Here is a 26,227-nt window from a genome sequence, read left to right as displayed (position 1 = left end):
CAAGCCAAAGGAACCGCCCCATGTCGCAGATCGGACCCCAGCCCGGCCAACCGGCCCCGGATTTCACCCTTCCCGTGACTGGCGGTGGCGAGATTACGCTGTCTGCGCAGCAAGGCGACCCCGTGGTGCTGTTCTTTTACCCGCGCGATGACACGCCCGGCTGCACCAAGGAATCGATCGGCTTTTCCGAGCGGCTGTCGGAGTTTGCCGAGGCTGGTGTGCAAGTCTTTGGCATTTCACGCGACAGCATGGACAAACACGATAAGTTCGCCGCCAAACACGCGCTGACCGTGCCGCTGTTGTCAGACACCGATGGCGCGGTGACGGAAGCCTATGAGGTCTGGGTCGAGAAGAACATGTACGGCAAGAAATCCATGGGCATCGAACGCGCGACCTATCTGATCGACGCGACAGGCCAGATCGCGCAGGTCTGGCGCAAGGTGAAAGTGCCCGGCCATGTCGATGCGGTGCTGGACGCGGTGCGCGGCGCATGATGCCGCTGGCGGAAATGGCCGAGGCGGTGCTGCGCACAGCGGATGGGCGCGAAAAGACCGCACTGTCGCGGAAATTCGCAGCGGAATGGCTCTCAGCCCGGGCCGAGGGAGCGCGCCCCGAGGTGGGCCGTGCCGATCCGCCGCTGCACCCTGCCCGCCCCGCCCAGCCCGAATTGCTCAGCCCGCGCGAAGTGCCTCGCCGCCGCCCCGGCACGCCTGAGGGGCGCGCGGCGCTGTTGCATGCCGTGGCGCATATCGAATTGAACGCCGTGGACCTACATTGGGACGTGATCGCGCGGTTTTCGCATGTGCCGCTGCCCTTGGGGTTCTTTGACGACTGGGTCAAAGCCGCGGATGACGAATCCAAACATTTCAACCTAATGTGCGACTGTCTTGAGGAAATGGGCAGTCATTACGGCGCCATGCCCGCCCATGCTGGCATGTGGCGCGCAGCCGAAGACACGGTGGACGATCTGATGGGCCGCCTTGCCGTGGTGCCCATGGTGCTGGAGGCGCGCGGACTGGACGTGACGCCGGGCATGATCAAGATTTTCCGCAATGCGAAGGCCGACAGTGCCGTGGCAGCCCTTGAGACTATTTACGCCGAAGAAGTCGCCCATGTCGCCTATGGTAGCAAGTGGTTTCACTTCCTTTGTGGCCGCCATGACGAAGACCCGAAAGACCGGTTTCACGCCCTCGTGCGCAAGTATTTTCACGGCGATCTGAAGCCGCCTTTCAACGAAGAAAAACGCGCCGAGGCGGGAATCCCGCCCGATTTCTACTGGCCTCTCACGGCGGACGGGGGCCCAAGCTGATCCGGCCATAAAACACCAAGTGCTTGGTATCGGCGGTTTTTTGCCAATGGCAAAGCGCTTTTTCCGGGGCGAATGGGGGATTGCCGCGCAGGCGCGGGCCGCTGCGGGTCAATAGGGTTGCCCCATTCGCGGGCACTGGCTATTGACGTTGGGCGCGGGCTGGGCGAGCCCTCCGCGCCGACGGGACGGGACAAAGGACGACAACGTGCGCACACGGATTGCCATCAAGACGCATGCTCTGCTTGAGCATTATTTTCCCGAACGCCGCGTCTTTTTGAAATCCGACAGCGATACACGTTTCATCCGCCTGCGCCCCGGCACCCAGATTATCGGGCTGGCGGGGTCGGCCTTCCTCGTGTCTTGGGCCATCATCGCCACGGCGATCATTTTGATGGACAGCATCGGCTCGGGCAACTTTCGCGAGCAGGCCAAACGCGATCAGCGCACCTATCAGGCCCGTCTGAACGAGCTTTCCGCGCAGCGTGACCTGCGGGCCGAAGAGGCACTGGCCGCACAAGACCGCTTTAACGCCGCGCTCACACAAATTTCCGTCATGCAATCCGAACTGCTGGCGTCAGAGACCCGCCGCCGTGAGTTGGAGACCGGGATCGACGTGATCCAATCCACTCTGCGCGACACGATGAAAGACCGCCAAAAGGCCCGGCTGAAGCTGGCCGAATTGGAAGGCAGCCTTGAGAACGGTGAAGCGGGCAGCCTGCGCGCCGATGCCGATCAAGCGCCGGTCGATTTCCTTGCCCAGGCTCTGGCACGCACCGCGGCAGAGCGCGACAAAGTTGTGGTCGACGCGCAGGATGCGCTGCTGCAGGCCGATGAAATGGCGCAAGAGATCGCGTTGATGCGCGATCAGAACGACGCGATCTTCCGCCAGCTTGAAGAAGCGATGAGCGTCTCTGTCGCCCCGCTCGATAAGATGTTCCGCAGCGCGGGCATGCCGACCGACCGTATCCTCGCCACCGTGCGCCGCGGCTATTCCGGCCAAGGTGGCCCGATGACGCCGCTGTCGTTCACCACCCGCGGCGAAGAGCTTAGCCCCGATACGCTGCGCGCAAACCGTCTGCTGAACCAGATGGACCGGTTAAACCTTTACCGCATCGCCGCCGAAAAAGCGCCTTTTGCGAACCCGGTCAAAAACGCTTTCCGCTTCACCAGCCAGTTCGGCTATCGCCGCGACCCCAAGACAGGTGGCCGCCGGATGCACAAGGGCGTCGACTTTGCCGCTGGCATGGGCACGCCGCTTTATGCGACCGCCGATGGTGTGGTGATTCACGCCGGCTGGTCCTCGGGCTATGGCCGTTTGGTCAAGATCCAGCACGAGTTCGGGATTGAGACCCGTTACGCCCACATGTCCAAGCTGCGCGTGAAAGTTGGTCAAAGAGTCTCGCGCGGGCAGCATATTGGTGATATGGGAGCATCAGGACGGGTCACCGGTGTCCATCTCCACTATGAAGTCCGCGTAGGTGGCAAGGCTGTTAACCCCATGATCTATATCAAGGCTGCAAACGATGTTTTCTAAAAGCAAAATCAACGATCCCGCGCCCCAGGATGCAGATGCGTCCAAACCGGCACCTTCCAGCGCTTCGGCGGCCCCTGCGCCCTCCAAGCAGAGCGAGTTCAAGGCCAGTGCCCCCAAGGCGAAGCCGCCCGCATCCGTTCTGTCTTCGGACCTGCATGTGACCGGAAACATGAAGACGACGGGCGATGTTCAGGTTGAAGGCACTGTTGAGGGCGACATCCGCGCGCATCTGTTGACCATCGGTGAAACAGCGACGATCAAAGGCGAAGTGGTTGCCGATGACGTGGTGATCAATGGCCGTATCGTGGGCCGCGTGCGTGGCCTCAAGGTACGTCTGACATCGACCGCACGGGTTGAGGGTGACATCATCCACAAGACCATCGCGATCGAATCCGGCGCGCATTTCGAAGGTTCGGTGCAGCGTCAGGACGATCCGCTGAACCCCGGCGCAAAATCCGCTCCGGCGCAGAAGCCGAACCCCGCCTCCTAAGGCCCTGGTCGGTCCAAAGAATTCACGGGCGTCGCAGGAAACTGCGGCGCCCGTTTTCGTTTTACTATGGCTTGGGGTTAGCGCCCCAGCATCCATGTGCCGTTTGGCCAGAACGCATCGAAGGCAAAGGCAAACATCACATCATGCGGGACATCGCGCCCGGCACTGTCACGCACGCGGATGCTGCCCACGTCACGCCCCTTGCCGATCTGCCCAGCATCTAGGGCCGAAGCCTGCCCTGCCCGCCATGTGATCGTCACACCAGCTTCGCGGACCTCACCTTCCTCGGCCAGCCGATTAAGCCTCCACGCCCGGTCTCCCACGCGCACAACACGCTCTAGCGGTGCAATCCCGTGAGGTGGCTGCGCGCCGTCGTAGAGGAAGGGTTTGGCCGAAGAATCATAGTTCCGGTAAGGGTTGCGGCCATAGTCGCGGTTATAGGAAGGTTCCTCCATCACCAGCCCGTCGGGGTATCGCGCCGTGAAATCGGCCCAGCTTTCCAGCCAGCTTGGGAGGTGCTTTAGCTCGGTGCCCGTCAGCGCCCCCACGATGGCGCGGCCTTCGGCCTGTTGCCACCAGCTTTGGGTCTCGCGGTCATACATTACCATGTCGGAATGGCGCAGCTTCCCTGATACGCCAAAGCGCAGCACCTGCCCCGCGACGCGGCGGTCAAAGACCAGCGCAGAGTTGCACAGCGGGCAAAAGGTCACGGCGATGGGCTGGCCATTGACCCTATCGTTAACAATCTCATGCCATGTCAGATAGCGGATCGGATAGGCGCGCGGTTTGGCACCCTCTATCGCGACCGTGATGACTGGCTCGCGCGGGGCGATGCGGGTTTCGGCGCGCGCGGCTTTGAAACCCGGTGCATCGAGTGCCGGGATGCCATCCTTGGGCGGCCCGCCCGAGATGATCTCGGACCAATCTGTGATGCTTGTTTTGGAAAAATCGGTCTCAGGCCATTCCCCCTGCCAGCGGGCGGGATCGGCGAGAAGACTGTTGGCCGCAAGGCCAAGGCTCAGAACGATGGCGCTTAATTTTATCATGGCCCGAGCGTGCCGCATGCGGGGGTGAGCAAGCAAGCCCACCCCACGCAATCGGGAACAGATGTTACTCGGTCACAGTGACCTTTTGCATCACGTCCGGCGTGCCGACAACGGCACCGTTAGGGCCGGTCCCGCGTTTGATGGCATCAACCACGTCCTGACCTTCGGTGACCTTGCCCACGACGGTGTACTGACCGTCAAGGAAGGGGGCTTCGTCGAACATGATGAAGAACTGGCTGTTGGCGCTGTTCGGGCTCTGGCTGCGGGCCATGCCCACGACGCCCTTCTCATAGGCGATGTCCGAGAACTCCGCCTCAAGGTCGGGCTTGTCGGAGCCGCCCATGCCAGCACGCGCGGTGTCGCCATCGGCGCGGCCAAACTGCACGTCGCCAGTCTGCGCCATGAAGCCGTCGATCACGCGGTGGAAGACCACCCCGTCATAGGCGCCTTCTTCGGCCAGTTCGGTGATCTGCGCGACATGGGCGGGTGCCACATCTTCCAGCAGGTCGATCTTGACGGTGCCATTGGCCTCGCCCGCAACTTCGATCTCAAGCCCGGTGGCCATGGCCGCCGAACCGAGGAGCGCCAAAACGGCGCTGGTGCCTACGAGCTTACGCATCTGCAGCCACCTTGACCGAGATCATACGGTCGGGATTCGCAGGCGGCTCGCCCCGTGTGAGGGCGTCGACATGTTCCATGCCGGAGATGACTTGCCCGTAAACGGTGTACTGACCGTTGAGGAAATCATTGTCCTTGAAGTTGATGAAGAACTGGCTGTTGGCGCTGTCGGGGTTGGCCGAACGAGCGGCGCCGATGGTGCCACGCGCGTGGGGAACCTTGGAGAATTCCGCGGGCAGGTTCGGCAGGTCGGAGCCGCCGGTGCCAGCCGCACGCAGGTTGAAGTTGTCTTCCATGTTGCCGTTGGCCACATCGCCCGTCTGGGCCATGAAACCTTCGATCACGCGGTGGAAAGCCACGTTGTCGTATTTCCCGGCGCGGGCCAGTTCTTTCATGCGCTCGACGTGCTTGGGCGCAAGGTCAGGCATCAACTCAATAGTGACGGTGCCGCCTTTGAGCTCCATCAGGATGGTGTTTTCGGGGTCTTTGATCTCGGCCATTGGGCAATCCTTTGGTTTGTCTTTGCCAGATACCTAAGGAGCTTGGCCGCGATTGCCAAGCCGCGCATTGACCTGAGCCAAGATAACAGCAAAACACAGCGCAACGGATTGGATTGGGAGAAGACCGATGGGCTGGAAGTCACTGGACGATATGGAACTAGACGGCAAGCGGGTGCTTTTGCGCGTCGACATCAACGTACCGGTCGAAGATGGCGGCGTTACCGATGCCACACGGATCGAGCGGATCGTGCCCACGGTGACCGACATCCTGTCGCGCGGCGGCAAGGTGACGCTGCTGGCGCATTTCGGACGGCCCAAGGGCAAGGCCGTGGACGAGATGAGCCTGAAACAAGTCCTACCCGCGCTGGAAAAGGCATTGGGCCGCGAGGTGGCTTTCGTCTCCTCGCTGGATGCCGCTGCCGAAGCGCAGGGTGATCTGCAACTTTTGGAAAACATCCGCTTTTATCCCGGCGAAGAAGCCAATGACGAAGGTTTCGCCCGCCAACTGGCCGCGCTTGGCGATATCTATTGTAACGATGCCTTCTCTGCCGCCCACCGCGCCCATGCCTCGACCGAGGCGCTGGCGCGGCTGTTGCCTGCCTGCGCGGGCCGTTTGATGCAGGCGGAACTCTCGGCGCTTGAGGCAGCCCTCGCTAAGCCTGAGCGTCCTGTTGGCGCTGTCGTTGGGGGGGCCAAGGTCTCGACCAAAATCGCGCTTTTAGAAAACCTCGTGAACCGGCTGGATGTTCTGGTGATCGGCGGCGGCATGGCGAACACTTTCCTCGCCGCGCTCGGTGCTGATCTGGGCAAGTCGTTGGAAGAGCCTGATTATTACGACACGGCCAAAGACATCATGGCGCAGGCCGAAAAGGCGGGCTGCCGGGTGATCTTGCCGGTTGACGGTCTGGTCGCGCGTGAGTTCGCCAAAGGGGCCGCGCATGAGGTGGCCCAGCTCGGCCCCGATGCCAGCCTCGCCAAAGACCAGATGGTGCTGGATGCGGGCCCCGATACGGTCGCCTTGGTCGAAACGGCTTTTGCCGGGCTGCGGACCTTGATCTGGAATGGGCCGATGGGGGCCTTTGAAATTCCGCCTTTCGATACCGCCACCGTCGCCGCGGCCCGCGCAGCAGCGGCCAAGACGCGCGAAGGCACGCTGACCTCGGTCGCCGGGGGCGGTGACACGGTTGCCGCGCTAAACCAAGCGGGCGTGGCGGATGATTTCACCTATATCTCAACCGCCGGGGGCGCTTTCCTTGAGTGGATGGAAGGCAAAACTCTGCCCGGCGTTGCTGCTCTGGGCGGCTAAGCCGCGCAAAATCGTGATTTCGCGCTAAAAACAACGGGTTTCCCGCAATTGTGGGATTCCCATGTCGAATCGCCTGTGTCATACTGATGTCACGTCCGCCAAGAGACGCAGAGGCAGAACCATGACACGCAACACCCGCCCAGCTTTCGGCACATTGCTGTTTTTCGCAATCGCTTTTGCGCTGAGCCTGTATTTCACCTTTGCCGCCGTGCAAGGGGATTTCGGCCTGTTCCGCCGGACCGAGATCGTGGCCGAGAACCAAAAGCTGAGCGACCGTCTGGCCGAGGTCCGCGCCGAGGTTGCGCGGATGGAGAACCTGACCCGTCGCCTGTCGGACGATTACCTTGATCTTGATCTCTTGGACGAACGCGCGCGCAAGGTGCTGGGCATGGTCCGCACCGATGAGATCGTCATTCGCTGACCTTTCGCCCCTGATCGCCCTGCCCCGCGCCTGCGGCCTTGCAATCACTTAAAATCTCTGGCCTCCTTCGCCTTGTCAGCCGTGGCGCGCGCGCCACGTCACAAAGTCTCTCGCAATCCATTCCGGAATGCGCTAGGGAATAGTTTAACGCTAAACTACTTTTGGCACCTGACCAAAGCCGACGGAGGAGACGTCCATGGCCGCGAGGAAATCGAGCAAGAAACCCAATGTCTCTGCGGAGGAGCTGACCAGCTACTACCGCGACATGCTGCTGATCCGGCGGTTTGAAGAGAAAGCCGGACAACTATACGGCATGGGGCTGATCGGGGGGTTCTGCCACCTCTATATTGGGCAAGAAGCTGTTGTTGTCGGCCTTGAGGCCGCCGCCGAAGAAGGCGACAAGCGCGTCACTTCCTACCGCGATCACGGCCATATGCTGGCCTGTGGCATGGACCCGAACGGCGTCATGGCCGAGCTGACGGGCCGCGAGGGCGGTTATTCCAAAGGGAAAGGCGGGAGCATGCATATGTTCTCGAAAGAAAAGCATTTCTACGGCGGTCACGGTATTGTTGCGGCACAGGTGCCCTTGGGGGCCGGTCTGGCTTTCGCGGATCAATATAAAGACAACGGGCGCGTTACCTTCACCTATTTCGGCGACGGTGCGGCGAACCAAGGTCAGGTCTATGAGACCTTTAACATGGCCGCCCTTTGGAAGCTGCCGGTGATCTTTGTGATCGAGAACAACCAATACGCCATGGGCACCTCGCAGCAGCGTTCGACGTCATCAGCTGAGATTTGGGAGCGCGGCAAAGCCTTTGGCATCCCCGGTGAGGCGGTCGATGGGATGGATGTGCTGGCGGTGAAAGAGGCCGGTCAAAAGGCCGTGGCGCATGCGCGCAAAGACGGCCCCTATATTCTTGAAATCAAAACCTATCGATACCGCGGCCACTCGATGTCGGACCCGGCAAAATACCGCACCCGCGAAGAGGTCCAGAAGATGCGCGACGAGCGTGATCCGATTGAATCGGTGCGCACATTGTTGCTGGAAGGCAATCACGCCACCGAAGACGATCTCAAGGCAATCGACAAAGAGATTAAGAAGATCGTGAACGAAAGCGCTGAATTCGCCAAGGAAAGCCCGGAACCCGCGCTCGATGAGCTTTGGACCGACATCTACGCAACCGAAGTTCCGCAGGAGGCCTGAAGCAATGGCAACCGAAATTCTCATGCCCGCCCTCAGCCCCACCATGGAAGAAGGCACGCTGGCCAAATGGCTGGTCAAGGAGGGCGACGAAGTCTCCTCTGGAGACATTCTGGCTGAAATCGAGACCGACAAGGCCACGATGGAATTTGAAGCCGTCGATGAAGGCACCATCGGCAAGATCCTGATCAGCGAGGGCACCGAAGGCGTCAAGGTGAACACCGCCATCGCCGTGCTGCTGGAAGAAGGCGAAGATGCCTCCGACATCGACACGGCAAAATCCGCCCCCGCCGAGGCCAAAAGCGACGACGCCGAAGCCAAGTCGGGCGACAACGACGACAGCGACCGCGCCACCCCCGCCGAGGGCAAGAAACAGCCCGAGCCCGACACCAGCCCCGACTGGCCCGAAGGCACGGCGATGAAGCAGCAGACCGTGCGCGAAGCGCTGCGTGATGCCATGGCCGAAGAGATGCGCCGCGACGAAGATGTCTTCCTCATGGGCGAAGAAGTCGCGGAGTACCAAGGCGCCTATAAAATCACCCAAGGGATGTTGGACGAATTCGGCCCCAAACGGGTGATCGACACGCCGATCACCGAACATGGCTTTGCCGGGATCGGTGTTGGTGCGGCCTTCGGCGGTCTGCGCCCGATTGTTGAGTTCATGACCTTCAACTTCGCCATGCAAGCGATGGATCAGATCATCAACTCCGCGGCCAAGACGCTCTACATGTCCGGCGGCCAGATGGGCGCGCCCATGGTCTTCCGTGGCCCCAACGGTGCCGCCGCCCGCGTTGGCGCGCAGCACTCTCAGGACTATGCCGCGTGGTTCATGCAGATCCCCGGCCTGAAGGTCGCGATGCCCTATTCGGCGAGCGATTATAAAGGCTTGATGAAAACCGCCATCCGTGACCCGAACCCGGTGATCTTCCTTGAAAACGAAATCCTCTATGGCCGCAGCTTCGACGTGCCGGATATTGAGGATTACACCGTGCCCTTCGGCAAGGCTCGCATCTGGCGCGAAGGGTCGGACGTGACCATCGTCAGCTTCGGCATTGGCATGACCTATGCGCTGGAAGCGGCTGAGAAACTGGCCGCAGAGGGCATCGAGGCCGAGGTCATCGACCTGCGCACCCTGCGCCCGATGGACACCGACACGATCCTGAAATCCGTGATGAAGACCAACCGCTGCGTGACGGTCGAAGAAGGCTGGCCGCAAGGCTCGGTCGGCGGCTACATCAGCGGCGTGATCATGCAAGAGGCATTCGATTATCTCGACGCGCCGGTCATCACCTGCACCGGCAAGGACGTGCCCATGCCCTATGCCGCCAACCTTGAAAAACACGCGCTGGTCACCACCGACGAGGTGATCGAAGCCGTGAAATCAGTCACCTACCGGTAAGGAGCGGATCATGCCCATAGAAATTCTCATGCCCGCCCTCAGCCCTACAATGGAAGAAGGCACGCTGGCCAAATGGATAGTCAAGGAAGGCGATACCGTCGCCTCCGGTGACATTCTGGCCGAAATCGAGACCGACAAAGCGACGATGGAGTTTGAAGCGGTAGACGAAGGCACCATTGGCAAAATTTTAATCGAGGAAGGCAGCGAGGGTGTGAAGGTCAACACCCCAATCGCCGTGTTGCTCGAAGAAGGCGAAAGCGCCGACGATATCGAAAGCTCCGGAGGCTCTGCGAAGGAAGAGAAACAGCAGGCTGAAGAAGCGCCCAAAGCCGCAGAGGCCGAGACGCCCGAAGCAGGCTATGGCCGTGGGGCAACGGAAGCGAATGAGGCGAAGGGCAATAGCGACAGCAAAGCCCCCGCCGCCCCGAAAAGCGATAAGGGCGAGCGTATCTTTGCCTCCCCCCTCGCCCGCCGGATCGCAGCCGACAAAGGCTTGGACCTGTCGCAGATCGACGGCAGCGGCCCGCGTGGCCGGATCGTCAAAGCAGATGTCGAAAACGCCCAGCCGACAGCGGCAAAAACCGAGAGCTCCGCTCCTGCCAAAGATGCCGCACCGGTCGCCCAAGCGGCTGCCACCGGCCCTTCTGCCGATGTGGTCGCCAAAATGTATGAAGGCCGGGAGTACGAGGAAGTCATCCTCAACGGCATGCGCAAAACCATCGCCGCGCGCCTTACCGAGGCCAAACAAACCGTGCCGCATTTCTACCTGCGCCGCGACATTCAGATCGACGCGCTGCTTTCGTTCCGCAGCGATCTGAACAAGCAGTTGGAATCGCGGAGTGTAAAGCTCTCGGTCAACGACTTCATCATCAAAGCCTGCGCGCTGGCCCTGCAATCGGTGCCGGATGCCAATGCCGTCTGGGCCGGTGATCGCATCCTCAAGCTGAAACCCTCGGATGTGGCCGTGGCCGTGGCGATCGAAGGCGGTCTCTTCACCCCCGTGTTGCAGGACGCCGACACCAAGTCGCTCTCGACCCTCTCGGCGCAGATGAAAGACCTTGCCACCCGCGCCCGCGACCGCAAACTGGCGCCGCATGAGTATCAGGGCGGCAGCTTTGCGATTTCGAATTTGGGAATGTTCGGCATCGACAATTTCGATGCGGTCATCAACCCGCCGCATGGCGCGATCCTTGCCGTGGGCGCTGGTGTCAAAAAGCCGATCATCGGCAAGGATGGTGAGATCACTGCAGCGACGGTCATGTCCGTGACCCTGTCGGTCGACCACCGCGTGATCGACGGTGCCCTCGGTGCGCAGCTGTTGAATGCGATTGTCGAGAACCTCGAAAATCCGATGATCATGCTGGCCTAAAGCCCGCACCCTCGAAACGAAAAAGCCGGGGCATGCCCCGGCTTTTTTTATTGCAACGCTGGCTTCTGCGCCTACTCGGCGTCTGGCCCAAAAAGATGGTTCATCGACATCGACGGCTGATCGCAGCCCGCCTCTCCCACGATCCGCGCCGGAATCCCGGCGACAGTTTTGCAGGCAGGCACAGGCTCCAGCACGACCGAGCCCGCGGCGATCCGGCTGCAATGGCCGATGGTGATGTTGCCCAACACCTTTGCGCCTGCGCCAATCAACACGCCGTTCCCGATTTTGGGGTGGCGGTCTTCTTCTTCCTTGCCGGTGCCGCCAAGGGTCACCGAATGCAGCATCGAGACGTTGTCGCCCACCACCGCCGTCTCACCGATGACGATGGAATGCGCGTGGTCGATCATAATGCCCTTGCCCATTTTGGCCGCCGGGTGGATATCCACGCCGAAAATCTCGCTCACCCGCATTTGGATGAAATAGGCCAAATCGCGTTTGCCCTTGGCATAGAGGTAATGACCAACCCGGTAGGCCTGCACGGCCTGATAGCCTTTGAAGTACAGGATCGGCTGCAACAGCCGATGGCAGGCCGGGTCACGGTCATAGATCGCCACCAGATCGGCGCGCGCCGCGGCGACGAGGTCCGGGTCTTCGGCATAGGCTTCCTCGACCATTTCGCGCACGACCATCATCGACATCTCATTCGACGACAGCTTCGCAGCGATGCGATAGGAAAGCGCGTTCTCGATGGATTTATGGTGCAGGATACAGGCGTGAACAAAGCCGCCGATCAGCGGCTCATCACGCACCGCATCCTCAGCTTCTTGCTGAATCTGATCCCAGACCGGGTCCACTTTCGAGATATTTCTGTGTGTCTGCGCCATGGCACGGGCTCCTTCACTCTGCCGCTAGGGTAGCTCATGCAATAGCGTAGGACCATTTGTAAATCCGCACATGCTCAAAATCGTGATAACGCGCGGGCCTATCCGGGCACCACCAAACCTGCGGCAAGCCCCGCGCCGTAGCTGGCAGAGACCTGCGCCACAGTTACCTCAAACGCCCCGGTCAGCGCATCGGCCGCCCGTGCCGCAGTGCTGTAGGTCCACCCGGGCGTATCGAGCAGTACGTCCCGCAGGTGCTGACCGCCTGCAAAAACGCGCAAAAGATACCGCTCACTTTCTTCGCCAAGCGGCACTTCTGGCCCGTCCCAAGCTTCCCCGTCGATCCGCGTGCGTCGGATCCAGCTAAAGGTAATATCACCACCGGGCAGCGCCTCGGCCCGCAGATGGCACGGGTTGTAGGGCCGCAGGCCATTCCCGTCAAACGCATGTACCTGATGCAGATAGGACGGATCATCCACGGGGCGCCGGGCTGGACCTATGCGGTAGTGCTGGGCCACGCGGCGCAGATGCGGGCTGAACTCGACCTGTTGCGGTGTCCCATTCATCAGCACAAAGCGCGACCCCACGGGCCAAACCTCCGGCATCAGCCCATCACTTCCCGCCTGCCCGCGCAGACGTCCCGTCAGCCAATAGGTCGCAGGGGCGACAAGCTGCGCCTCCTGAAATTGAAATAACTCCCATCGGTCCGCGCTTCCATCGCCGATCGCGGCAAGGTTCGCCCCATTCAAAAGCGCCTCTTTGCTGACCGATTCAAGGCTGCCGCTGCTGAGTTTGACTTCCAGCACCGGTCCTGCGTCGATCACCCCCGGCCGCGCCGCGCGCAGGGCCGTTTGGGTGACCCCCATGATGGACCGACTGGAAACGACGCCGTTGAGCGCATAATCAGCATCAACCGTAGAGCGATAAGCGGCGACTGACCCCGGCCAAGGGGTTGCCGTCACCGCCAGATGCGGCGCATGGGGCACCTCATCCCCGCGCAAAAGCGGCAAGTCCATGAACTGGGGCAAGACCGGCAGCGGCGGCGCGAAAGGCCGCAGAGACGCCAGTTCTTCTTCAAGCGGCGCGGGGTCATAGACTTCGGGTTCAATCCGTACGGCATCGATCAGCTGGGAACCGGCCTGTTCGACGCGGTCAATGCGGTAGCGCCCAGGCCCCTCCGCGCCATCGCCCGGCAGTTCGATCACATCCCCCGCCCCGATAGCCATCTGCGATGGCGGCAGCGCCAGCCGCAGCGTCTCACGGGCGACACGCGCCTCGGTCAACCAGCGCTCGGCTACTTGCCGCCCCTCGCCCCGGGTCAGGGCCATGTTCAGTTCGGTCCCGGTGACCGCATGGGTCGCCTCATCCGGTAGAACCGCCTCTTCCGCGATTGCGTCGAAATCCGCATCAGCCTGAATGAACCGCAGCCGTACACGGCCCGAGACTTCGGCCTCAGCCTCGCGCTGCTGCTCTGTCAGCCCGCCGAGGTCGGGGTGAATGGCCAGCTTGCCGGGGTCAAGTGGTACCGCATCCGTCCCATCACGCATCCGAAACTGCAAAACCCCATCGCGTTCAATCGCGTCGAACCCATAGCGCAGCATCAAAGGTTGCAAGGCGGCGCGCGCCTCTCCGACCACGTCCACGGTGTAGCCGCGGACATAGCCGAAAAGCTGAGAGGTATCGAAATGCATCACACCCGCACGGCGGCAAATCTCCCCGACCACCGAGGCCAGCGAACGCGCCGAGACCCGTCCGTTCAGCCAATGACCCCGGCTGTAATTCTCCCCATCGCTCCATAGATCGACATTGTTGGGAAAGAAGGGAAAGGGCCGCGTGTCCCAAGCCCAAACGAAGGCGCGCGACATATCCAGCATTGGAGCGCTATATTCGTCCGAGATCGGGTTGCGCGCTGGATCACGCCAATATTCCGACAGCGCGCACAGATATTGCATCTGCATCAAATCGTCCCGTGCGCCGGAGGAATGATGCGGCAAGGCGCTTTCCGAGCTTTTCAGATCGAGGAACTTGTTGGGTTGGTTCGCGCCTTTGTCGATGGCGGCACAGCCGTATTCCGTGAACCAGATCGGCTTGGACATGGGCTGCCATTCCGTGGGTGCTGCCTGCCGCTCTCCACCGATGCGCGGATGGTGATGGTTCTGCCACCAACGGCGCAGGTCTTTGTAACGATAGACCCAAGGTTCATCATGGGCGCCATCAGTGATCGGCGTTCGGATCTGTGCCGCACGGGCTTCGGGCGAATGGTAGTACCAGTCATACCCCTCACCGCCTTCGATGTTGGATTTTAGATAGCCGACATCGTAAATCGCGGGCCAGTCTTCCCCATCGACATGCCCCTCCTCATCGCGCCAATCGGCCAGCGGCATGTAGTTGTCGATCCCGATGAAATCGATCTGCGGATCGGCCCACAGCGGATCGAGGTGAAAGTAAACATCACCACTGCCATCCTGCGGCTGATAGCCAAAATACTCTGACCAATCAGCGGCATAGCTGATCTTCGCATCCGGCCCGAGCAAGCCACGCACCTCTCCGGCCAAGGCCCGCAGCGCGGTGACCGCAGGGAAGCTATTCCCCGCCGCGCGTATCTGGGTCAGGCCTCGCATTTCAGAAGAGATGCAAAAGGCTTCGACCCCGCCCGCCGCGGCGCAGAGTGCGGCGTAGTGCAGGATGAACCGCGACAGGGTCCATTCCGCTGGGCCATCGTAGCTCACCGCGCCCTCGGTCACCGTGAAATCCGCCGCAGTGGCTGTGCCGAAAAACGCGGCAACTTCTGCCGCCGCCGCCGCTGACCCATCCGGGCTGCCCGGCTGCCCCGGTGCGACCGAAAGGGTGATTCGCCCGCGCCACGGCAAGCGGGGTTGATCCTCGGCATCGCTATAGGGGTCCGGCAAGCCGTTGCCTTCGGTCTGATCCATCAAGATGAACGGGTAGAACATCACCGCCTTGCCCGCCGCCTTCAGCGCGTGAATGGCCTCAACCACCGCGGCATCGGCTGGCGTGCCGCCATAGATCGGGCGCGCGCCGTGCTGGGTGATGACCTCGGCCGTGCCGCGCGTCACCCCAGACACCCGCCACGGCATGTTCTCCCCGTCAATGTCCGGATCTTCCACCTTGGGGCGCAGGCGGCAATCGCCACAGCGCAGATCGCTGCCGAACCATGACACAACGAGAGAGGCCGCTTCTAGCCGGGGCAGTTCCTCTGTCAGTGTCTCCAGCGACACCGAGAAATCAGTCTTGGCCGCCGGTGAATTCACATTCGCGCTCCAGCGGCTGCCGGGGCCATCGGTATAATGGACCGGCGTGGTCGCCAGCGCATATTCTCCCGTGCCGGGGATCAAGGCGACCCCCTGCACACCAAAGGCAGGCGCATGTTCCCACCCCGGGGCCTGCGGCTGTTCGGGGCGCATAACCTCGAAAGAGAACTGCGGCACGCGGTTGCCGAACTGCGCCAAGGCGAGGTCTTCCATCACCACATAAGCCGTGCCGCGATAGGCTGGCACCCGGTCCGCGCCCTCAATCGCGGCGATGGTCGGGTCGGGCTGCTGATCCGCCTCGCCCCTGTAGACGCGCATGTTCAGATCGTCCGGGGCAATCTCTTCCCCATCCGCCCAGATGCGCCCGACGCTGGTGATCTCCCCTTCGCAAAGCGCGATGGCAAGGCTGACGGTATAGCTGTACTCGGTCGTCTTTGGCGTCGGGGGACCGCCCTTGCCGCCCCCGCTGACATGGGTGACCTCTTGGAACTGCGACGCCCAGATGACATGCCCAGCCAGTCGCATCCGGCCATAAAGCTGCGAGATCGCCGCCCCCTCGCCCGAGCCCGTCAGCCGAAAGCGATCGACCTTGCCGGTCTCGACCGCCTGCCCACCTTGGCCCAGCAAGCGTTGATCGACCAGTCGCCCAAGGCTCGCCCCCACCGCCCGGCCCACTGCGACAGAAGACAGCCCCGCCAGCGTGCCCCCGATGGAGCCACCAACCGCGGCACCCGCTGCCGAAAGAACAATCGTCGCCATCAGGAGACCTCCTCAGGAAATATAAATCGCGCCACGATGCGCCGCTGCCATGGCAGGCTAAGGGGGCTTTCAACGACCCCGTGCCGTGCATAGGCGTGAATAAAACTGGGACTGGCGCCGATGCGCGCCTGCAACCCAAGGTGTTTTGCCACAGCGCCGTGGCGCATTCGGAATAGCAGCACATCACCGGGCGCGGGCGCACCGCTGTTCTTCACCGCCATATGCCGCAGCGCCGCCGCCCAAAGCTGTTCCTCCCCCTGCGGCTCGGACCAGTCCATCGAATAGGGCGGCACCGCCTCGGGTTCAGCCCCCATCCGTTCACGCCAAAGCCCCCGGATGAGGCCGAGGCAGTCGCAGCCCGCCCCCTTCGCCGCAGCCTGATGCACATAAGGCGTGCCGATCCACCCGCGCGCCGCATGCAGCAACGGTTCCCCCCCGGCGCTCATCTGCGCGACCCGCCCGCGTTCGCACCGTCTGAGCGCGGGACGGCCATCATCCAATCCTCACCCGGCAGATCCGGAAAACCTTGATAGTTCAGCAGGTTGTTGAATTTTAGCCGGCAGGTCTCCATCCGCTTGTCGCAGCCTGCCGTAAGCCGCACGCGGGTGCCCTCCGCCACCGCCCCACGGATCGGCTCCCAAAGCTCGATCACCCGCTGCCCGTCCTCATGGTAGTTACGTTTGACTATGCCCCAGAGCCCCGCCGCCGGGCCATCCAACACGTCAAGCCGCCCACGGGCGAACCAGCCCTCATCATATCCCGGGAATGCGGCCCAGCGGAAACACTGCGCCTCTGCCACAGTCTCAACCGCGCGTTCCTCGGCATAGCCCGGCGTGGTGAGATCGAAGCGGCAATCGCCATCCCCCAGAACCGCCGAACAGGGCTTTTGAAAGACCCGTCCCAAGGGGCGGTTCAGCGGCTCCGTCAGCCCGCGCAGTTCAGCACGAAAGCTGCCGCCCGTGCGGTGCAACTCGCCGATCGATCCACGAAACTGCAGCACCCGCTGCGCAGGCTCCGCCCAGTTCACCAACCACGCCTGAACCTCGGCCCCATCGAAACGTCCCTGCTCGATCTCATCCTCGCGGATCGCATCATCGCTTAGCGCGCCAAGCGCCTCGGTGTTGTCGACCGACAGCCCGCTGGTTTGGGCCAGCGCCCGCGCACTCAGCCCCGTATCAGCGCGAAACGCGACCCCCGCGAATGCCAGCGGCATATCGTGATCGGTAAAGGCAAACACCGCCCCATCCGCCCGCGTCACCTGCCAGCAATGGCAAAGCGTTGTCACACCGGGCGCAATATGGTTTGCAAACCCTGTATTGAGCCCCGCCATCAGACCCGCACCTCGATTACCGGCACGTCGGGCACCTGCCCGGCCTGAAAACTCTCGACCGAGATAAGAATGCGGTCCGTGTCAAAGCGCACGGGCACGTCGAACTCGAAGCCCGCGAAGATCTCCATCTCAGGGTCCGGCGGATGGGCAAATGTTACAATCCCCGTGCTTGCGTCGATCTCGTATTCGACACCCTCGCGCAGCTCGTCTTGCTCCACCCCCACACGCACCGTTCCGGCCACGGGTTTGGTGATCGGACGCCGGTAGGAATGCGCGCCGGAGCGGTAAGTCTTGGTCAGCTGAAACGCCGCCCGAACCCCGTCTCCATAACCGATGCTCTGGTCGTCAAAGGCCACCTGAAGCGCCGTCTTGCCCGTTTTATAGTCGGCCCAGTCCTTCCAGCGAAACCCGTACATCTGCCCCAGTCGCGCTTCGAAAAAAGCAATCAGCAACTGAAGGTCATCGATAGAGCGCATCCCCAGCCCCGCATCATAGACCCGCCGAGAATGGGCCCAAGGCGTGTTGCGTTCCTCATAACCGTTGGCCAGCGTGACCACATCCGTCTGCCGCTGCGGCCCCCCGACTGATCCAAAGCTCAGCGAAGGCGGAAATCTGACATCGTGAAATTGCATGATCTGCTCCTTTAACCGCCGCGCGGCTTATCGGTTGCGGTTGCCCGTGCTGAGAGCGCGGCTTAGTTGAGCGGCAATCTGGCTTTGGCTGCGCTGAAACCCCTGCACATCGGGCGTGGTGATGTTCATCACGATGGTGGTCGCACCCCCGCCATTGCCGCGCACCCACAGCTTGCCATCCGCCCCCCGGGCCAGCGGCATGATCGCCTCTGGCCCGGCCTCTCCCATCAGCCCCGTGCCGCCGCGCATCGGAAACGCGGTGGCCGAAGTCACCACCCCGCCCTGCGCAAACGGCATGACCTTGCCTTGGGAAAAGGGTGCGCCATTGGCGAAGGGCAAAATGCCTTCCACAACACTGCCCACCCCCTCGCTGATCAGCCCGCCGAAGTGATCCGTCACCGGGCGCATCGCGGCGTTGTAGGTCGTACGGATCATCGATTGCGCCAAGTCGCTCAGCGCGTCCGACAGTTTGGCGCCGTCAAAAACTACCCCGTCGAACGCCCGGCGCAGCCCTCGGCTCAGCCCTTTTTCGAGGGTCGCCACATCTTTGCCCGTCGCGGAAAGCGCACTGCGCATGCGCCGCAACTCACCGTCGAACCCGGCAACCAAACCGCTGGTTTGAGCCAGCGTCTCATTCAGCCCGTCAGCGCGGCTCTCAAGGTTCTCGAAATCATCAAAGTCAGCCATCATCGGCCCCTTTCATCTCGTCTGGATAGGCGGCCATCAGCGCGGCGAGGCCCTCACTCAGCAGCGGCGCTGCCGCGGACGGTGGGCCCAGCATCAACTGCAACTCCGCCGGCGTCAGCGCCCAGAATTGATCCGGCGGCAGGCGCAATCGTGACAGGCCCATCCGCAGCAGGGCGGGCCAGTCAAAGCCCTGCGCCGTGCTCACGCCTGCACCGTAAAGGCCCGCGCCAGCAATTCCGCCGCCGCTCGTGCCGCCGCCATTGGCCCGCCCTCAATCTGCGCATGTTCAAGCGTTGCGGCGTCCATCACCGCTCCGCCCCCGCGCAGCCCGGCAAGCAGCAGGGCCAGCACATCGCGACTGGAAAAGCGATTGCTTTCAAACCGCTCCACCAAGGCCACAAGGCTGTCGGCCTCCAACGTCGCCTCCAACTCGGCCAAGGCGCCAAGGGTCAGCCGCGCCTGATGCCGCTTGCCATCGATCACCAGGCTCACCTCGCCGCGCCATGGGTTTGCCATGGTCACACCACCACGTCGGGGGTAAAGACCAGCTCTCCCGCAGATTGCAGGCTCAACTCAAACGTGGCCTCCCCATTCAGGGACCCCGCGTATTCAAGGGCAGAGACCTGAAACGGCCCCTGCACCACACCGAAATCCGGGATGATGACCTGAAAATCCGGCGTCAGCCCGTTAAAGAACAACTGCCGCGCCCGTTCATCCGTGCCCGCATCGCGAAACACCCCCGAGCCACTGATCGCGGCCGAGCGTACCCCCGCGCCCGCCAGCAACTCCCGCCAACCCCCGCTTGAATCGAGCGAGGTCACATCCACCGTTTCGGCGTTGAAACTCACCCGCTTGGCCCTCAGCCCGGCGATCGTCTCGAACTGACCATCGCTGGTCATATCCACTTTGACCAAAAGGTCTTTGCCCGCTTGCACTGCCATCTCTATCTCCTCGCACCAATCTAGAATCTGAAGTCTTACGCATCCGCGACCCGGGCGCGGAATTGCAGGTCGATCTGCCGCCCCGCGGCCCCGTCGATCCGCCGTGCCGTCGCTTTGAGAAAGGCCATATCCACCACATGCCCGCGGCTAAGCGCTGGCTGCGCCCCATGCAGCAAATCGCAGATCACAGCCGCGCAGCCCTTCGCCGTGCTGAACCCAGGCGCGCTGGTGATCACCGACAGGGTGAGGCGGTGGTCCGCGCCCGCGCCCTCGGGGTCAGACGCATCCTTCGCCATCTCCTGCCCAAGCAGAACGTAGGTCTCGGGCAAGCTCCCCCCCGGCACCGCGTCATAGACCGCATCGCCGATCATGGCCGTGAGCCCCGGATCACTCTGCAACAGGTCATAGACCGCCGCCTGCAAAGCCCCTGAAAGCGCGTAGGTCATACCGCCACCTCCTCATCGGCAAAGCAGGTCAGATACCGCCCGCCTGCATCGCTCTCGGCCACCGCCCGGATCACGAAAACCCGCGTGCCTTCCCGAAACCGCTGATCCGGCGTCGGCCTGTCGGGCGCGCCCTGCGGTGCCGCGCGGACCGTGATCTTGAGCCCCATCCGGCTGACGGCCACCCCGCCTGCGGTGGTTTCCCGCCCCGTCCGCGCGCGAACCTCTGCCCAAAGGGTGCCCAAAGTCTGCCAGACTTCGGTATGCCCCCCCGCGCCATCGCTCACCCGTTCTGGGGCTTCCAAGACCAACGGGCGGTTCAAATTCGGGCGGCTCATGCCGCACCACCAAAGCCGACACGTACGCGGCGGTAGCGCTCAATCAGGCTGCTGACACCAAAGGGCATGCACCCTTCGCCAAGCGCCGTATCGTCGCGGTATTCATAATAATGTGCCGCCAGCAGCATCACCGCTTGGGCCAGATCATCCGGCAGTCCGGCCCAATCGGCGGCCATGCCTGCGTCGAAACTGATCAGCGCGGCCCCGGCACTCGGGATGCGGGGCAAGGCGGCTGTGCTGGCGCGCAACCGCGGCGCTTGCGCATCGCGCTCCAGCCAATAGCGGTCGGGGTCAACCAGCGTCTCTGCCCCATCACGCGCGACCAATGCCACCCGCGCGACCTCCTGCACGGGCGCCACCGGCAAAACCTGCGCCGCCGCATCGCGCCAAAAGGTCAGCGACAGGGCAAAACGCCGGGTGATCAACACCTTCCCCGTCCGCGCCTCCACCGCCGCGATTGCCGCGCGCAGGAAACTGCGCAACATCGGATCCTGAAGGCCGTCCTGCCCAAAACCGCTGCCAAGGCGCAGATGCATTCTGAAGGCCTCAACCGGCAAGACCGCATCCGGCACATTTGTCTCTTCGATCAACATCATCGAAAGTCTCCAAAATTCGCTCCCTCGCCCCATGGGGCCATGCGCTTATTCCCGGACGCGCACCGGTTGCATTGCTCGGTCGGAGGGGAGCAGCTAGACAACACAACCTTGCAGGCGCACGTCCGGACCGGGGCCAAGTTGCCCCGGCCCCGGCTTCGGCACCGGCTTACGCCAGGCCGAATTTCATCAGCTTGATCGCCGCGAAATCGCTCACGTCACCGCCGACACGTTTGGTCGCATAGAACAGCACATGCGGCTTGGCGCTGAAGGGATCGCGCAGGATCCGCAGATCGGGGCGCTCAGCCACCGTGTACCCGGCCGAGAAGTCACCAAATGCAATAGCCATCGCATCCGTCGCCGGGTCGGGCATATCCTCGGCCACCAGCACCGGATATCCCATCAACCGCGCAGGCTCTCCCGCGGCCAGCCCATCCGACCACAGAAAGCGCCCGTCGGTGTCTTTCAACTTGCGCACCTTGGCCGTGGTCTTGGAGTTCATCACGAAGACCGCGTTCTTGCGGTAAGCCGCGCCAAGGGCGTAGACCAATTCAATGATCGCATCCGCCTCGGGATTGGCGTTGGTGCCGCTGGGGACATAGCCCAGATTGCCCCAGCTCCAGACGTCGTTATCGACCGCCGGATGGCTCAAAAAACCGGTCGGTTTGTCGATCCCATCACCGCTGACAAAGGCCGCCGCCTCGGCCCGTGCGAATTTGTCGGCGATGCGGCCCGCCAGCCAGCCTTCGATATCAAAGGCGCTGTCGTCCAGCAGCCGTTGGCTTGCCTTGGGCAGGGCGCTCAACTCATGCAGCGGCACGGTGATCCGGTCGATCTGCGGCGTGTCCGTCTCGGCCTGCGCACCACTTTCGGTGGCCCAGCCCGCCCCCACATCGGCATGATCGACCAGCACGTCATAAGACGTGGCCTCGACCTGCACCACCGCCGCAATCGCGCGGATCGATGCGCCGGAATTCAGCACCGATTGCACCCGCTCCGATGTCTGCGGATCCACCAGATAGCCGCCATCCGAGTTCACCGCCGTCGACATCGATTTGCCGTCCAGTTCCAGCCCCCGCAGCCCATCGTCATCGCCATTGCGCAGATAGGCGTCAAAGGCTTTCATATGCGGTGCATCTTGCTCAATCGCGCCGCCCAAAGGGCTGCGGGCAGGCAGGGTCATCTTGCGGTCCATCATGGCAATTCGCTCTTCTGATTGTTGAAGTTTCGTATTGATCTCGGCCCGAAAGCCGTTGAAGTCACTGACAAAACCGCTCACGTCCTGCCGCACTTCCTCCGCCGGGGACAGGTCTTCGCCCGCCTTTGTGCTCATCTCGCTCTTGGTCATTGCTTTTCCTCTGATCTTGCTCAGTCAAACTCAGGCTCAGCCGCGCGCCATATCGCGCCGCGCCGCGTCAAAGGCCGCCGCCATGTCCCGCAGAACATCAACCACAGCCTTGAAATCCCCCTTGGACCCCACCCGCGCCGAGGGCAGCATCGGAAAGGTCACCAAAGACACCTCCCAAAGCTCCAACTCCGTCAGCAGCCGTTGCCCCTTGGTATTCTTGCCCGCCTTCACGGTGCGGTAGCCGATGCTGAGCCCGTCGATGGCTCCCGCCTCAATCAACGCGGCCGCTTCCCGCCCCTTGGCAACACTGCTCAGGATGCGCCCCTTGACCCACAGGCCCCGGCCATCTTCATGCACCTCGTCCCAGACCCCGATGGGCTGGCCGGGATCATGCTGCCACAGCATTTTGACGCTGCGCCCGGCTTTCGTGACTTGGGCAAGGCTCGCCGCATAGGCGCCGGCTTCCACCACGTCGCCCCCCTGATCCACCGCACCAAAAAGGCTGGCGTATCCGCTGATCTCCAGCCCGCCTTCCACCTCAGCCACCGTGCCGAAACGGGCGAACTTATGTTCCAAAGCGGCCCCAGCACACAGACCTTCCCCGTTCTCCGGCAAAGCGCCGAAGTTCATCATCTGATAACCCATTGTTATTTCCTCTTTTTCAGCCCGCTACGGCGCCACCACCAGAAAAGATTGCACCGCCTGCGCCAAGATCACCGCGACCACGCCGTAAACCGTCAACCACAAGCGCCGTTCCAGCCGTTCCATCATCTGCTCGATCCGGTCGAGACGCTTTTGCATGTTCTCGCGGTGTACCGCGCTCAGCGTCTCATGCGCCTGAAGCCGCAATCCCGGCGCGCATTCGAACCGCTCGATCTCGCGCAATTCAGGCATCATTCGCCACCGCAGGCAGCCCCAACAGGGCGCGCTTTTCCGCATCGCTCAAGAACGCCGCTGCCGAGACCCGCGACCATTGCGCATCCCTCTCGGCCGCCAAGGCCGGCACTTGGTCCAAGTCCGGCTTCAAACTCACCGTCTCGCCCAGATACCCGCTTAACCACTCCGCCAGCGCAGCCGTCACCCGTGTCGCCAGCGGCAGAACGGTCAGACGATAGAATGCCCGGTGCGCCTCCTGATAATTGGCATAGGTCGCATCCCCCTGCACCCCGATCAGCATCGGCGGCACCCCAAAGGCGAGCGCAATTTCACGCGCCGCACTCTCCTTGGTTTTCTGAAACTCCATGTCCGAGGGCGAAAACCCCATCGGCTTCCAATCAAGCCCACCTTCCAGCAACATCGGTCGCCCCGCATTGCGCGCGCCCTGATGATGGCTTTCCATCTCGCTCACCAGCCGATCATACTGATCCTCACTCAGCTTGCCCTGCCCCTCGGCCCCGCGATAGACAATCGCCCCCGATGGCCGCGCCGCGTTATCGAGCAGCGCCTTCGACCAACGGCTCGCGGCGTTATGCACATCCATCGCCATCGCCGCCGCCTGCATCGGGCTAAAGCCATAGTGATCGTCCTGCGGGTGAAAATTCCGAATATGACAAACTGGCGTCACCGTCCCGCTGGCGTCAAAGCGATGCTTGCGCCCGCCCACCGCATATTCATAAGCCACCGGCCAACCATCCGCCCCCGGCACCACGCTCATCCGATCTGAGCGCAGCACATGCAGCTCGACCGCCCCCCCCCCCTCGCCGCCCACCGCTTCGACATAGCCATCGCCGCTCAACAGCATCTGACCATACAGCGCCTCAAGCAACTCTGCCCGGCCTTGCCCCGCATTCGGGCGGCGCATCAATTCCATCAGCGGGTGTTCATCATAGCGCCGCGCCGCGTCCTGCACGACCAGCGGCAGCGCCGCCGCCGCCTCGGCAATCAACTTGACCGAGCGAAACCCCACCGGATTGCCGCAAAAGCCCGAGCGCGTCAGGCTCACACTGTCCCGCGGGCTCCAGGCGACACGACCAGAGGTTTGATAGGCCACGACCGGCCCGGTCGCCGAAGCTTTCTGCTCAACGGTCTCAGCCGCGCCGCGCCGTAGAAAATCGAATACCATCTGTCGCTCCTCATTCTGCTCGGCCTTGGCTGCGGCCTGTGCCCCATGCTGCTCGGCGTTGTCAGACTTTCTCAATTAAGTCTTAACGGCCGGGTAACCGACCGCACGCTCCCCTGCGCAACGCCCGCCTTACAGGCTCCGCACCCCCGGGCTGCGCCACTGCGATGCAGGCTCGATCATCAGCTCATGCAGTGCCCAGACCAGCGCATCGACCCGGTCCGGGCTGCCCTTGCCCTCATAGCCCCGCGCGGTCATCAGACACATCTGATCCTCCAATGCATCCAGACCCGGCAAATGGCTCACCCGCCCCTGCTCATAAAGCGCCGCCACCGGCTCTGCCCGCGCGACCTTGCCCCGCGCCGCATGCACCGTCTTAAGCGATACCAGCGGATCAACTTGCCGCAGCACCTCGGAAACCAACTGCCCCCCTTGGTTTACCTCGGCCACCAAACGGTCCGCCCCATAGCGCGTCATCGCCGCAATCGCCGCCTGCGCCCAGCCATTGGGCGTGGCCCCCTGCACCGTGCAATCAGCCAAGACCACTGCCCGCCAATCCTGCGGCGGCCCCTTGGTCTGCGCGCCCACCGCAACGATCCCGCACTCATCCGAGCCCGCCCCACTCGTCGTCGCCGGGTCCAAACCCACCACGATCCGGTCCAGATCCGGCACCTCTCGCACCCGCCCCGCCTCCAGCAAAGAAGAGGTCCACAGCGCCCCCTCTGCATCCGCCAGCAAAACCCCATCCAACTCCTGCCGCCCCAGCCGCGTCCCGCGATAGCGCGCCCGCACTTCTTCAAGGAAAGACCCTGCCAAGTTCGCCGCATTCGCTTCGGTCGGCGCATGGGTCGTCACCGTCGAAGGCGCGGCCAAGAGCGCCTTCAACACATCCACATTGCGCGGCGTCGTCGTCACACAGACCTGAGGCCGATCGCCCAAACGCAGCGCAAACTGCAACTGGTCCCAAGCCTCCTGCCCGCGCTTCCATTTCGCCAGTTCATCCACCCAAGCCGCATCAAACTGCGGCCCGCGCAGCCCTTCGGGGTCATGCGCCGTATGCACCGTGGCAATCGCCCCGTTGGGCCAAATCAAGCGCTTGCGCGTCGCCTCCCAATCGGGCCGCCGATCCGGTGGGCTACAGGCCAGTATCCCGCTGTCGCCAAAAATCATCACCTCGCGCACCTGCTCAATGGTCTCCCCCACCAGCGCCACGCGGCTACACGCGCCCGCATCCAACGGACGGCTCCCCTCAACCTTGCTACGCACCCATTCCGCCCCGGCACGGGTCTTGCCCGCACCGCGCCCGCCCATGATCACCCATGTCCGCCAATCCCCCTCAGGCGGCATCTGATGGTCCAAGGCCCAGAACTCGAACAAAAAAGGGAGAGCCAGAAGCTCTCCCTCATCTAGGTCATTCAGAAACTGCGCCTGGGTCAGAGCATCGGCGCAGGCGATCCAGCTTGCACCCGATGTCAGCCCGCGCTTTATCCATGTCGAGGGCATAGCCCCCGCGCGCGATTCCAGCTTGTCGGTTTCGACAGTCATTCAGCGTGTTCTCCGCTTTCAGGCAATGCGCCAGCAATCCCGCCACTTTGGACGTGTTGCCAGACACCGCAGTTTCCTTGAGTTCCCCCCCGGACCGGGTCTGTTCCGTCAGACCTTCGATTTCCCGACGCAGTGCGCCGATTGCTTCTTGGAGACCGCGCAGAATTTCCGCGCTGTCTTCCGTTTCTTGCTCCGGGGTAATTATC

At 62.7% G+C, this 26,227-nt stretch carries 29 protein-coding genes; 9 read left to right on the top strand and 20 right to left on the bottom strand.

Annotated features, from left to right (window positions below):
* Positions 1-20 precede the first annotated feature (20 nt).
* The 4 genes from K3762_RS08295 to K3762_RS08280 all read left to right on the top strand — a co-directional run bounded on the left by K3762_RS08295 (position 21) and on the right by K3762_RS08280 (position 3,333).
* Positions 21-494: a peroxiredoxin gene (locus tag K3762_RS08295; RefSeq protein WP_132443543.1), complete on the top strand. Its 474-nt coding sequence runs from the start codon at positions 21-23 to the stop codon at positions 492-494.
* Entirely contained in the window at positions 491-1,309 is an 819-nt protein-coding gene (locus tag K3762_RS08290; protein WP_120350891.1) for a ferritin-like domain-containing protein, read from the top strand. Before K3762_RS08295 ends, K3762_RS08290 begins: the two co-directional genes overlap by 4 nt.
* Positions 1,310-1,514: 205 nt before the next feature.
* Entirely contained in the window at positions 1,515-2,843 is a 1,329-nt protein-coding gene (locus K3762_RS08285) for a M23 family metallopeptidase (protein ID WP_067623553.1), read from the top strand.
* Complete coding sequence (locus tag K3762_RS08280) at positions 2,833-3,333, top strand: polymer-forming cytoskeletal protein (RefSeq protein WP_067623551.1); 501 nt, start codon at positions 2,833-2,835, stop codon at positions 3,331-3,333. Before K3762_RS08285 ends, K3762_RS08280 begins: the two co-directional genes overlap by 11 nt.
* Positions 3,334-3,410: 77 nt before the next feature.
* Here K3762_RS08280 and K3762_RS08275 read toward each other — a convergent pair whose 3' ends face one another.
* From K3762_RS08275 to K3762_RS08265, 3 genes are all read right to left on the bottom strand, one after another.
* Positions 3,411-4,379: a DUF3179 domain-containing protein gene (locus K3762_RS08275; protein ID WP_260012735.1), complete on the bottom strand. Its 969-nt coding sequence runs from the start codon at positions 4,377-4,379 to the stop codon at positions 3,411-3,413.
* 64 nt (positions 4,380-4,443) lie between these two features.
* Positions 4,444-4,998 (bottom strand): peptidylprolyl isomerase, encoded by a 555-nt coding sequence (locus tag K3762_RS08270; RefSeq protein WP_067623546.1) that lies wholly within the window; start codon positions 4,996-4,998, stop codon positions 4,444-4,446.
* Complete coding sequence (locus K3762_RS08265; protein ID WP_067623544.1) at positions 4,991-5,497, bottom strand: peptidylprolyl isomerase; 507 nt, start codon at positions 5,495-5,497, stop codon at positions 4,991-4,993. The genes K3762_RS08270 and K3762_RS08265 overlap by 8 nt, the downstream gene beginning before the upstream one ends.
* A 127-nt stretch (positions 5,498-5,624) precedes the next feature.
* Between K3762_RS08265 and K3762_RS08260 the strand changes: the two genes are divergently transcribed.
* The 5 genes from K3762_RS08260 (at position 5,625) to K3762_RS08240 (ending at position 11,193) form a co-directional block, all read left to right on the top strand.
* Entirely contained in the window at positions 5,625-6,803 is a 1,179-nt protein-coding gene (locus K3762_RS08260; protein ID WP_260012732.1) for a phosphoglycerate kinase, read from the top strand.
* Between the two features lie 121 nt (positions 6,804-6,924).
* Positions 6,925-7,224, top strand: a complete 300-nt coding sequence (locus tag K3762_RS08255) for a septum formation initiator family protein (RefSeq protein ID WP_067265383.1) — start codon at positions 6,925-6,927, stop codon at positions 7,222-7,224.
* A gap of 196 nt (positions 7,225-7,420) precedes the next feature.
* On the top strand, positions 7,421-8,428 hold the full coding sequence (gene pdhA / locus K3762_RS08250) for a pyruvate dehydrogenase (acetyl-transferring) E1 component subunit alpha (RefSeq protein WP_260012730.1): 1,008 nt from the start codon (positions 7,421-7,423) through the stop codon (positions 8,426-8,428).
* Between the two features lie 4 nt (positions 8,429-8,432).
* Positions 8,433-9,824, top strand: a complete 1,392-nt coding sequence (locus K3762_RS08245) for a pyruvate dehydrogenase complex E1 component subunit beta (RefSeq protein ID WP_260012728.1) — start codon at positions 8,433-8,435, stop codon at positions 9,822-9,824.
* Positions 9,825-9,834: 10 nt separating this feature from the next.
* Positions 9,835-11,193, top strand: coding sequence for a pyruvate dehydrogenase complex dihydrolipoamide acetyltransferase (locus K3762_RS08240; protein ID WP_260012726.1), 1,359 nt, complete (start codon positions 9,835-9,837; stop codon positions 11,191-11,193).
* A gap of 71 nt (positions 11,194-11,264) precedes the next feature.
* On the opposite strand, the gene cysE is transcribed toward K3762_RS08240, so the two are convergent.
* From cysE to K3762_RS08155, 17 genes are all read right to left on the bottom strand, one after another.
* Positions 11,265-12,077, bottom strand: coding sequence for a serine O-acetyltransferase (cysE, locus tag K3762_RS08235; protein WP_120350884.1), 813 nt, complete (start codon positions 12,075-12,077; stop codon positions 11,265-11,267).
* 98 nt (positions 12,078-12,175) lie between these two features.
* The gene (locus K3762_RS08230; protein ID WP_260012723.1) at positions 12,176-16,105 is read right to left on the bottom strand and encodes a glycoside hydrolase/phage tail family protein; all 3,930 of its coding nucleotides are present in this window, start codon (positions 16,103-16,105) and stop codon (positions 12,176-12,178) included.
* Positions 16,105-16,551: an NlpC/P60 family protein gene (locus tag K3762_RS08225; protein WP_120350882.1), complete on the bottom strand. Its 447-nt coding sequence runs from the start codon at positions 16,549-16,551 to the stop codon at positions 16,105-16,107. The genes K3762_RS08230 and K3762_RS08225 overlap by 1 nt, the downstream gene beginning before the upstream one ends.
* A complete protein-coding gene (locus tag K3762_RS08220; RefSeq protein WP_260012719.1) occupies positions 16,548-17,435 on the bottom strand; it encodes a DUF2163 domain-containing protein in 888 nt (295 codons plus the stop codon). The genes K3762_RS08225 and K3762_RS08220 overlap by 4 nt, the downstream gene beginning before the upstream one ends.
* A complete protein-coding gene (locus tag K3762_RS08215; RefSeq protein WP_132443551.1) occupies positions 17,435-18,067 on the bottom strand; it encodes a DUF2460 domain-containing protein in 633 nt (210 codons plus the stop codon). Before K3762_RS08215 ends, K3762_RS08220 begins: the two co-directional genes overlap by 1 nt.
* A gap of 27 nt (positions 18,068-18,094) precedes the next feature.
* On the bottom strand, positions 18,095-18,754 hold the full coding sequence (locus K3762_RS08210) for a phage tail tape measure protein (RefSeq protein ID WP_260012717.1): 660 nt from the start codon (positions 18,752-18,754) through the stop codon (positions 18,095-18,097).
* The gene (locus K3762_RS08205; protein ID WP_132443553.1) at positions 18,747-18,959 is read right to left on the bottom strand and encodes a rcc01693 family protein; all 213 of its coding nucleotides are present in this window, start codon (positions 18,957-18,959) and stop codon (positions 18,747-18,749) included. Before K3762_RS08205 ends, K3762_RS08210 begins: the two co-directional genes overlap by 8 nt.
* Positions 18,956-19,270, bottom strand: a complete 315-nt coding sequence (locus tag K3762_RS08200; RefSeq protein WP_067938697.1) for a gene transfer agent family protein — start codon at positions 19,268-19,270, stop codon at positions 18,956-18,958. The genes K3762_RS08205 and K3762_RS08200 overlap by 4 nt, the downstream gene beginning before the upstream one ends.
* 2 nt (positions 19,271-19,272) lie before the next feature.
* Positions 19,273-19,695: a phage major tail protein, TP901-1 family gene (locus tag K3762_RS08195; protein ID WP_067624345.1), complete on the bottom strand. Its 423-nt coding sequence runs from the start codon at positions 19,693-19,695 to the stop codon at positions 19,273-19,275.
* A 35-nt stretch (positions 19,696-19,730) separates the two neighbouring features.
* On the bottom strand, positions 19,731-20,141 hold the full coding sequence (locus tag K3762_RS08190) for a DUF3168 domain-containing protein (protein WP_132443554.1): 411 nt from the start codon (positions 20,139-20,141) through the stop codon (positions 19,731-19,733).
* A complete protein-coding gene (locus K3762_RS08185; RefSeq protein WP_132443555.1) occupies positions 20,138-20,476 on the bottom strand; it encodes a phage head closure protein in 339 nt (112 codons plus the stop codon). The genes K3762_RS08190 and K3762_RS08185 overlap by 4 nt, the downstream gene beginning before the upstream one ends.
* Positions 20,473-21,072 carry a head-tail connector protein gene (locus K3762_RS08180; protein ID WP_132443556.1) on the bottom strand — a complete coding sequence of 200 codons (600 nt, stop codon included), beginning with the start codon at positions 21,070-21,072 and terminating at the stop codon, positions 20,473-20,475. Before K3762_RS08180 ends, K3762_RS08185 begins: the two co-directional genes overlap by 4 nt.
* Before the next feature lie 166 nt (positions 21,073-21,238).
* On the bottom strand, positions 21,239-22,417 hold the full coding sequence (locus K3762_RS08175) for a phage major capsid protein (protein ID WP_260012710.1): 1,179 nt from the start codon (positions 22,415-22,417) through the stop codon (positions 21,239-21,241).
* 36 nt (positions 22,418-22,453) lie between these two features.
* On the bottom strand, positions 22,454-23,047 hold the full coding sequence (locus tag K3762_RS08170; RefSeq protein WP_132443732.1) for an HK97 family phage prohead protease: 594 nt from the start codon (positions 23,045-23,047) through the stop codon (positions 22,454-22,456).
* Positions 23,048-23,086: 39 nt separating this feature from the next.
* Positions 23,087-23,314, bottom strand: coding sequence for a hypothetical protein (locus K3762_RS08165; RefSeq protein WP_386283658.1), 228 nt, complete (start codon positions 23,312-23,314; stop codon positions 23,087-23,089).
* Positions 23,304-24,479, bottom strand: coding sequence for a phage portal protein (locus tag K3762_RS08160; RefSeq protein ID WP_260012707.1), 1,176 nt, complete (start codon positions 24,477-24,479; stop codon positions 23,304-23,306). The genes K3762_RS08165 and K3762_RS08160 overlap by 11 nt, the downstream gene beginning before the upstream one ends.
* 129 nt (positions 24,480-24,608) lie before the next feature.
* Positions 24,609-25,835 carry a DNA-packaging protein gene (locus tag K3762_RS08155; RefSeq protein WP_132443558.1) on the bottom strand — a complete coding sequence of 409 codons (1,227 nt, stop codon included), beginning with the start codon at positions 25,833-25,835 and terminating at the stop codon, positions 24,609-24,611.
* Between the last annotated feature and the right edge of the window lie 392 nt (positions 25,836-26,227).

The organism is Sulfitobacter sp. W074 (assembly GCF_025142275.1).
In the GTDB taxonomy this organism is placed as follows: domain Bacteria; phylum Pseudomonadota; class Alphaproteobacteria; order Rhodobacterales; family Rhodobacteraceae; genus Sulfitobacter; species Sulfitobacter profundi.
Note: the sequence above shows the minus strand (reverse complement) of the source record. Positions and strands in the feature narration are given on the sequence as shown.

Bases quoted from the DNA above. Each gene is read 5' to 3' on its own strand.
- K3762_RS08240 (WP_260012726.1), top strand. From the start codon at position 9,835: ATGCCCATAGAAATTCTCATGCCCGCCCTCAGCCCTACAATGGAAGAA.
- K3762_RS08185 (WP_132443555.1), bottom strand. From the start codon at position 20,476: ATGAGCCGCCCGAATTTGAACCGCCCGTTGGTCTTGGAAGCCCCAGAA.
- K3762_RS08180 (WP_132443556.1), bottom strand. From the start codon at position 21,072: ATGATGTTGATCGAAGAGACAAATGTGCCGGATGCGGTCTTGCCGGTT.
- pdhA (WP_260012730.1), top strand. From the start codon at position 7,421: ATGGCCGCGAGGAAATCGAGCAAGAAACCCAATGTCTCTGCGGAGGAG.
- K3762_RS08160 (WP_260012707.1), bottom strand. From the start codon at position 24,479: ATGGTATTCGATTTTCTACGGCGCGGCGCGGCTGAGACCGTTGAGCAG.
- K3762_RS08200 (WP_067938697.1), bottom strand. From the start codon at position 19,270: ATGGCAAACCCATGGCGCGGCGAGGTGAGCCTGGTGATCGATGGCAAG.
- K3762_RS08170 (WP_132443732.1), bottom strand. From the start codon at position 23,047: ATGAACTTCGGCGCTTTGCCGGAGAACGGGGAAGGTCTGTGTGCTGGG.
- K3762_RS08270 (WP_067623546.1), bottom strand. From the start codon at position 4,998: ATGCGTAAGCTCGTAGGCACCAGCGCCGTTTTGGCGCTCCTCGGTTCG.
- K3762_RS08190 (WP_132443554.1), bottom strand. From the start codon at position 20,141: ATGACCTACGCGCTTTCAGGGGCTTTGCAGGCGGCGGTCTATGACCTG.
- K3762_RS08255 (WP_067265383.1), top strand. From the start codon at position 6,925: ATGACACGCAACACCCGCCCAGCTTTCGGCACATTGCTGTTTTTCGCA.
- K3762_RS08210 (WP_260012717.1), bottom strand. From the start codon at position 18,754: ATGGCTGACTTTGATGATTTCGAGAACCTTGAGAGCCGCGCTGACGGG.
- K3762_RS08295 (WP_132443543.1), top strand. From the start codon at position 21: ATGTCGCAGATCGGACCCCAGCCCGGCCAACCGGCCCCGGATTTCACC.
- K3762_RS08215 (WP_132443551.1), bottom strand. From the start codon at position 18,067: ATGCAATTTCACGATGTCAGATTTCCGCCTTCGCTGAGCTTTGGATCA.
- K3762_RS08245 (WP_260012728.1), top strand. From the start codon at position 8,433: ATGGCAACCGAAATTCTCATGCCCGCCCTCAGCCCCACCATGGAAGAA.
- K3762_RS08195 (WP_067624345.1), bottom strand. From the start codon at position 19,695: ATGGCAGTGCAAGCGGGCAAAGACCTTTTGGTCAAAGTGGATATGACC.
- K3762_RS08260 (WP_260012732.1), top strand. From the start codon at position 5,625: ATGGGCTGGAAGTCACTGGACGATATGGAACTAGACGGCAAGCGGGTG.
- K3762_RS08220 (WP_260012719.1), bottom strand. From the start codon at position 17,435: ATGGCGGGGCTCAATACAGGGTTTGCAAACCATATTGCGCCCGGTGTG.
- K3762_RS08280 (WP_067623551.1), top strand. From the start codon at position 2,833: ATGTTTTCTAAAAGCAAAATCAACGATCCCGCGCCCCAGGATGCAGAT.
- K3762_RS08265 (WP_067623544.1), bottom strand. From the start codon at position 5,497: ATGGCCGAGATCAAAGACCCCGAAAACACCATCCTGATGGAGCTCAAA.
- K3762_RS08165 (WP_386283658.1), bottom strand. From the start codon at position 23,314: ATGATGCCTGAATTGCGCGAGATCGAGCGGTTCGAATGCGCGCCGGGA.
- K3762_RS08275 (WP_260012735.1), bottom strand. From the start codon at position 4,379: ATGATAAAATTAAGCGCCATCGTTCTGAGCCTTGGCCTTGCGGCCAAC.
- cysE (WP_120350884.1), bottom strand. From the start codon at position 12,077: ATGGCGCAGACACACAGAAATATCTCGAAAGTGGACCCGGTCTGGGAT.
- K3762_RS08225 (WP_120350882.1), bottom strand. From the start codon at position 16,551: ATGAGCGCCGGGGGGGAACCGTTGCTGCATGCGGCGCGCGGGTGGATC.
- K3762_RS08175 (WP_260012710.1), bottom strand. From the start codon at position 22,417: ATGACCAAGAGCGAGATGAGCACAAAGGCGGGCGAAGACCTGTCCCCG.
- K3762_RS08290 (WP_120350891.1), top strand. From the start codon at position 491: ATGATGCCGCTGGCGGAAATGGCCGAGGCGGTGCTGCGCACAGCGGAT.
- K3762_RS08230 (WP_260012723.1), bottom strand. From the start codon at position 16,105: ATGGCGACGATTGTTCTTTCGGCAGCGGGTGCCGCGGTTGGTGGCTCC.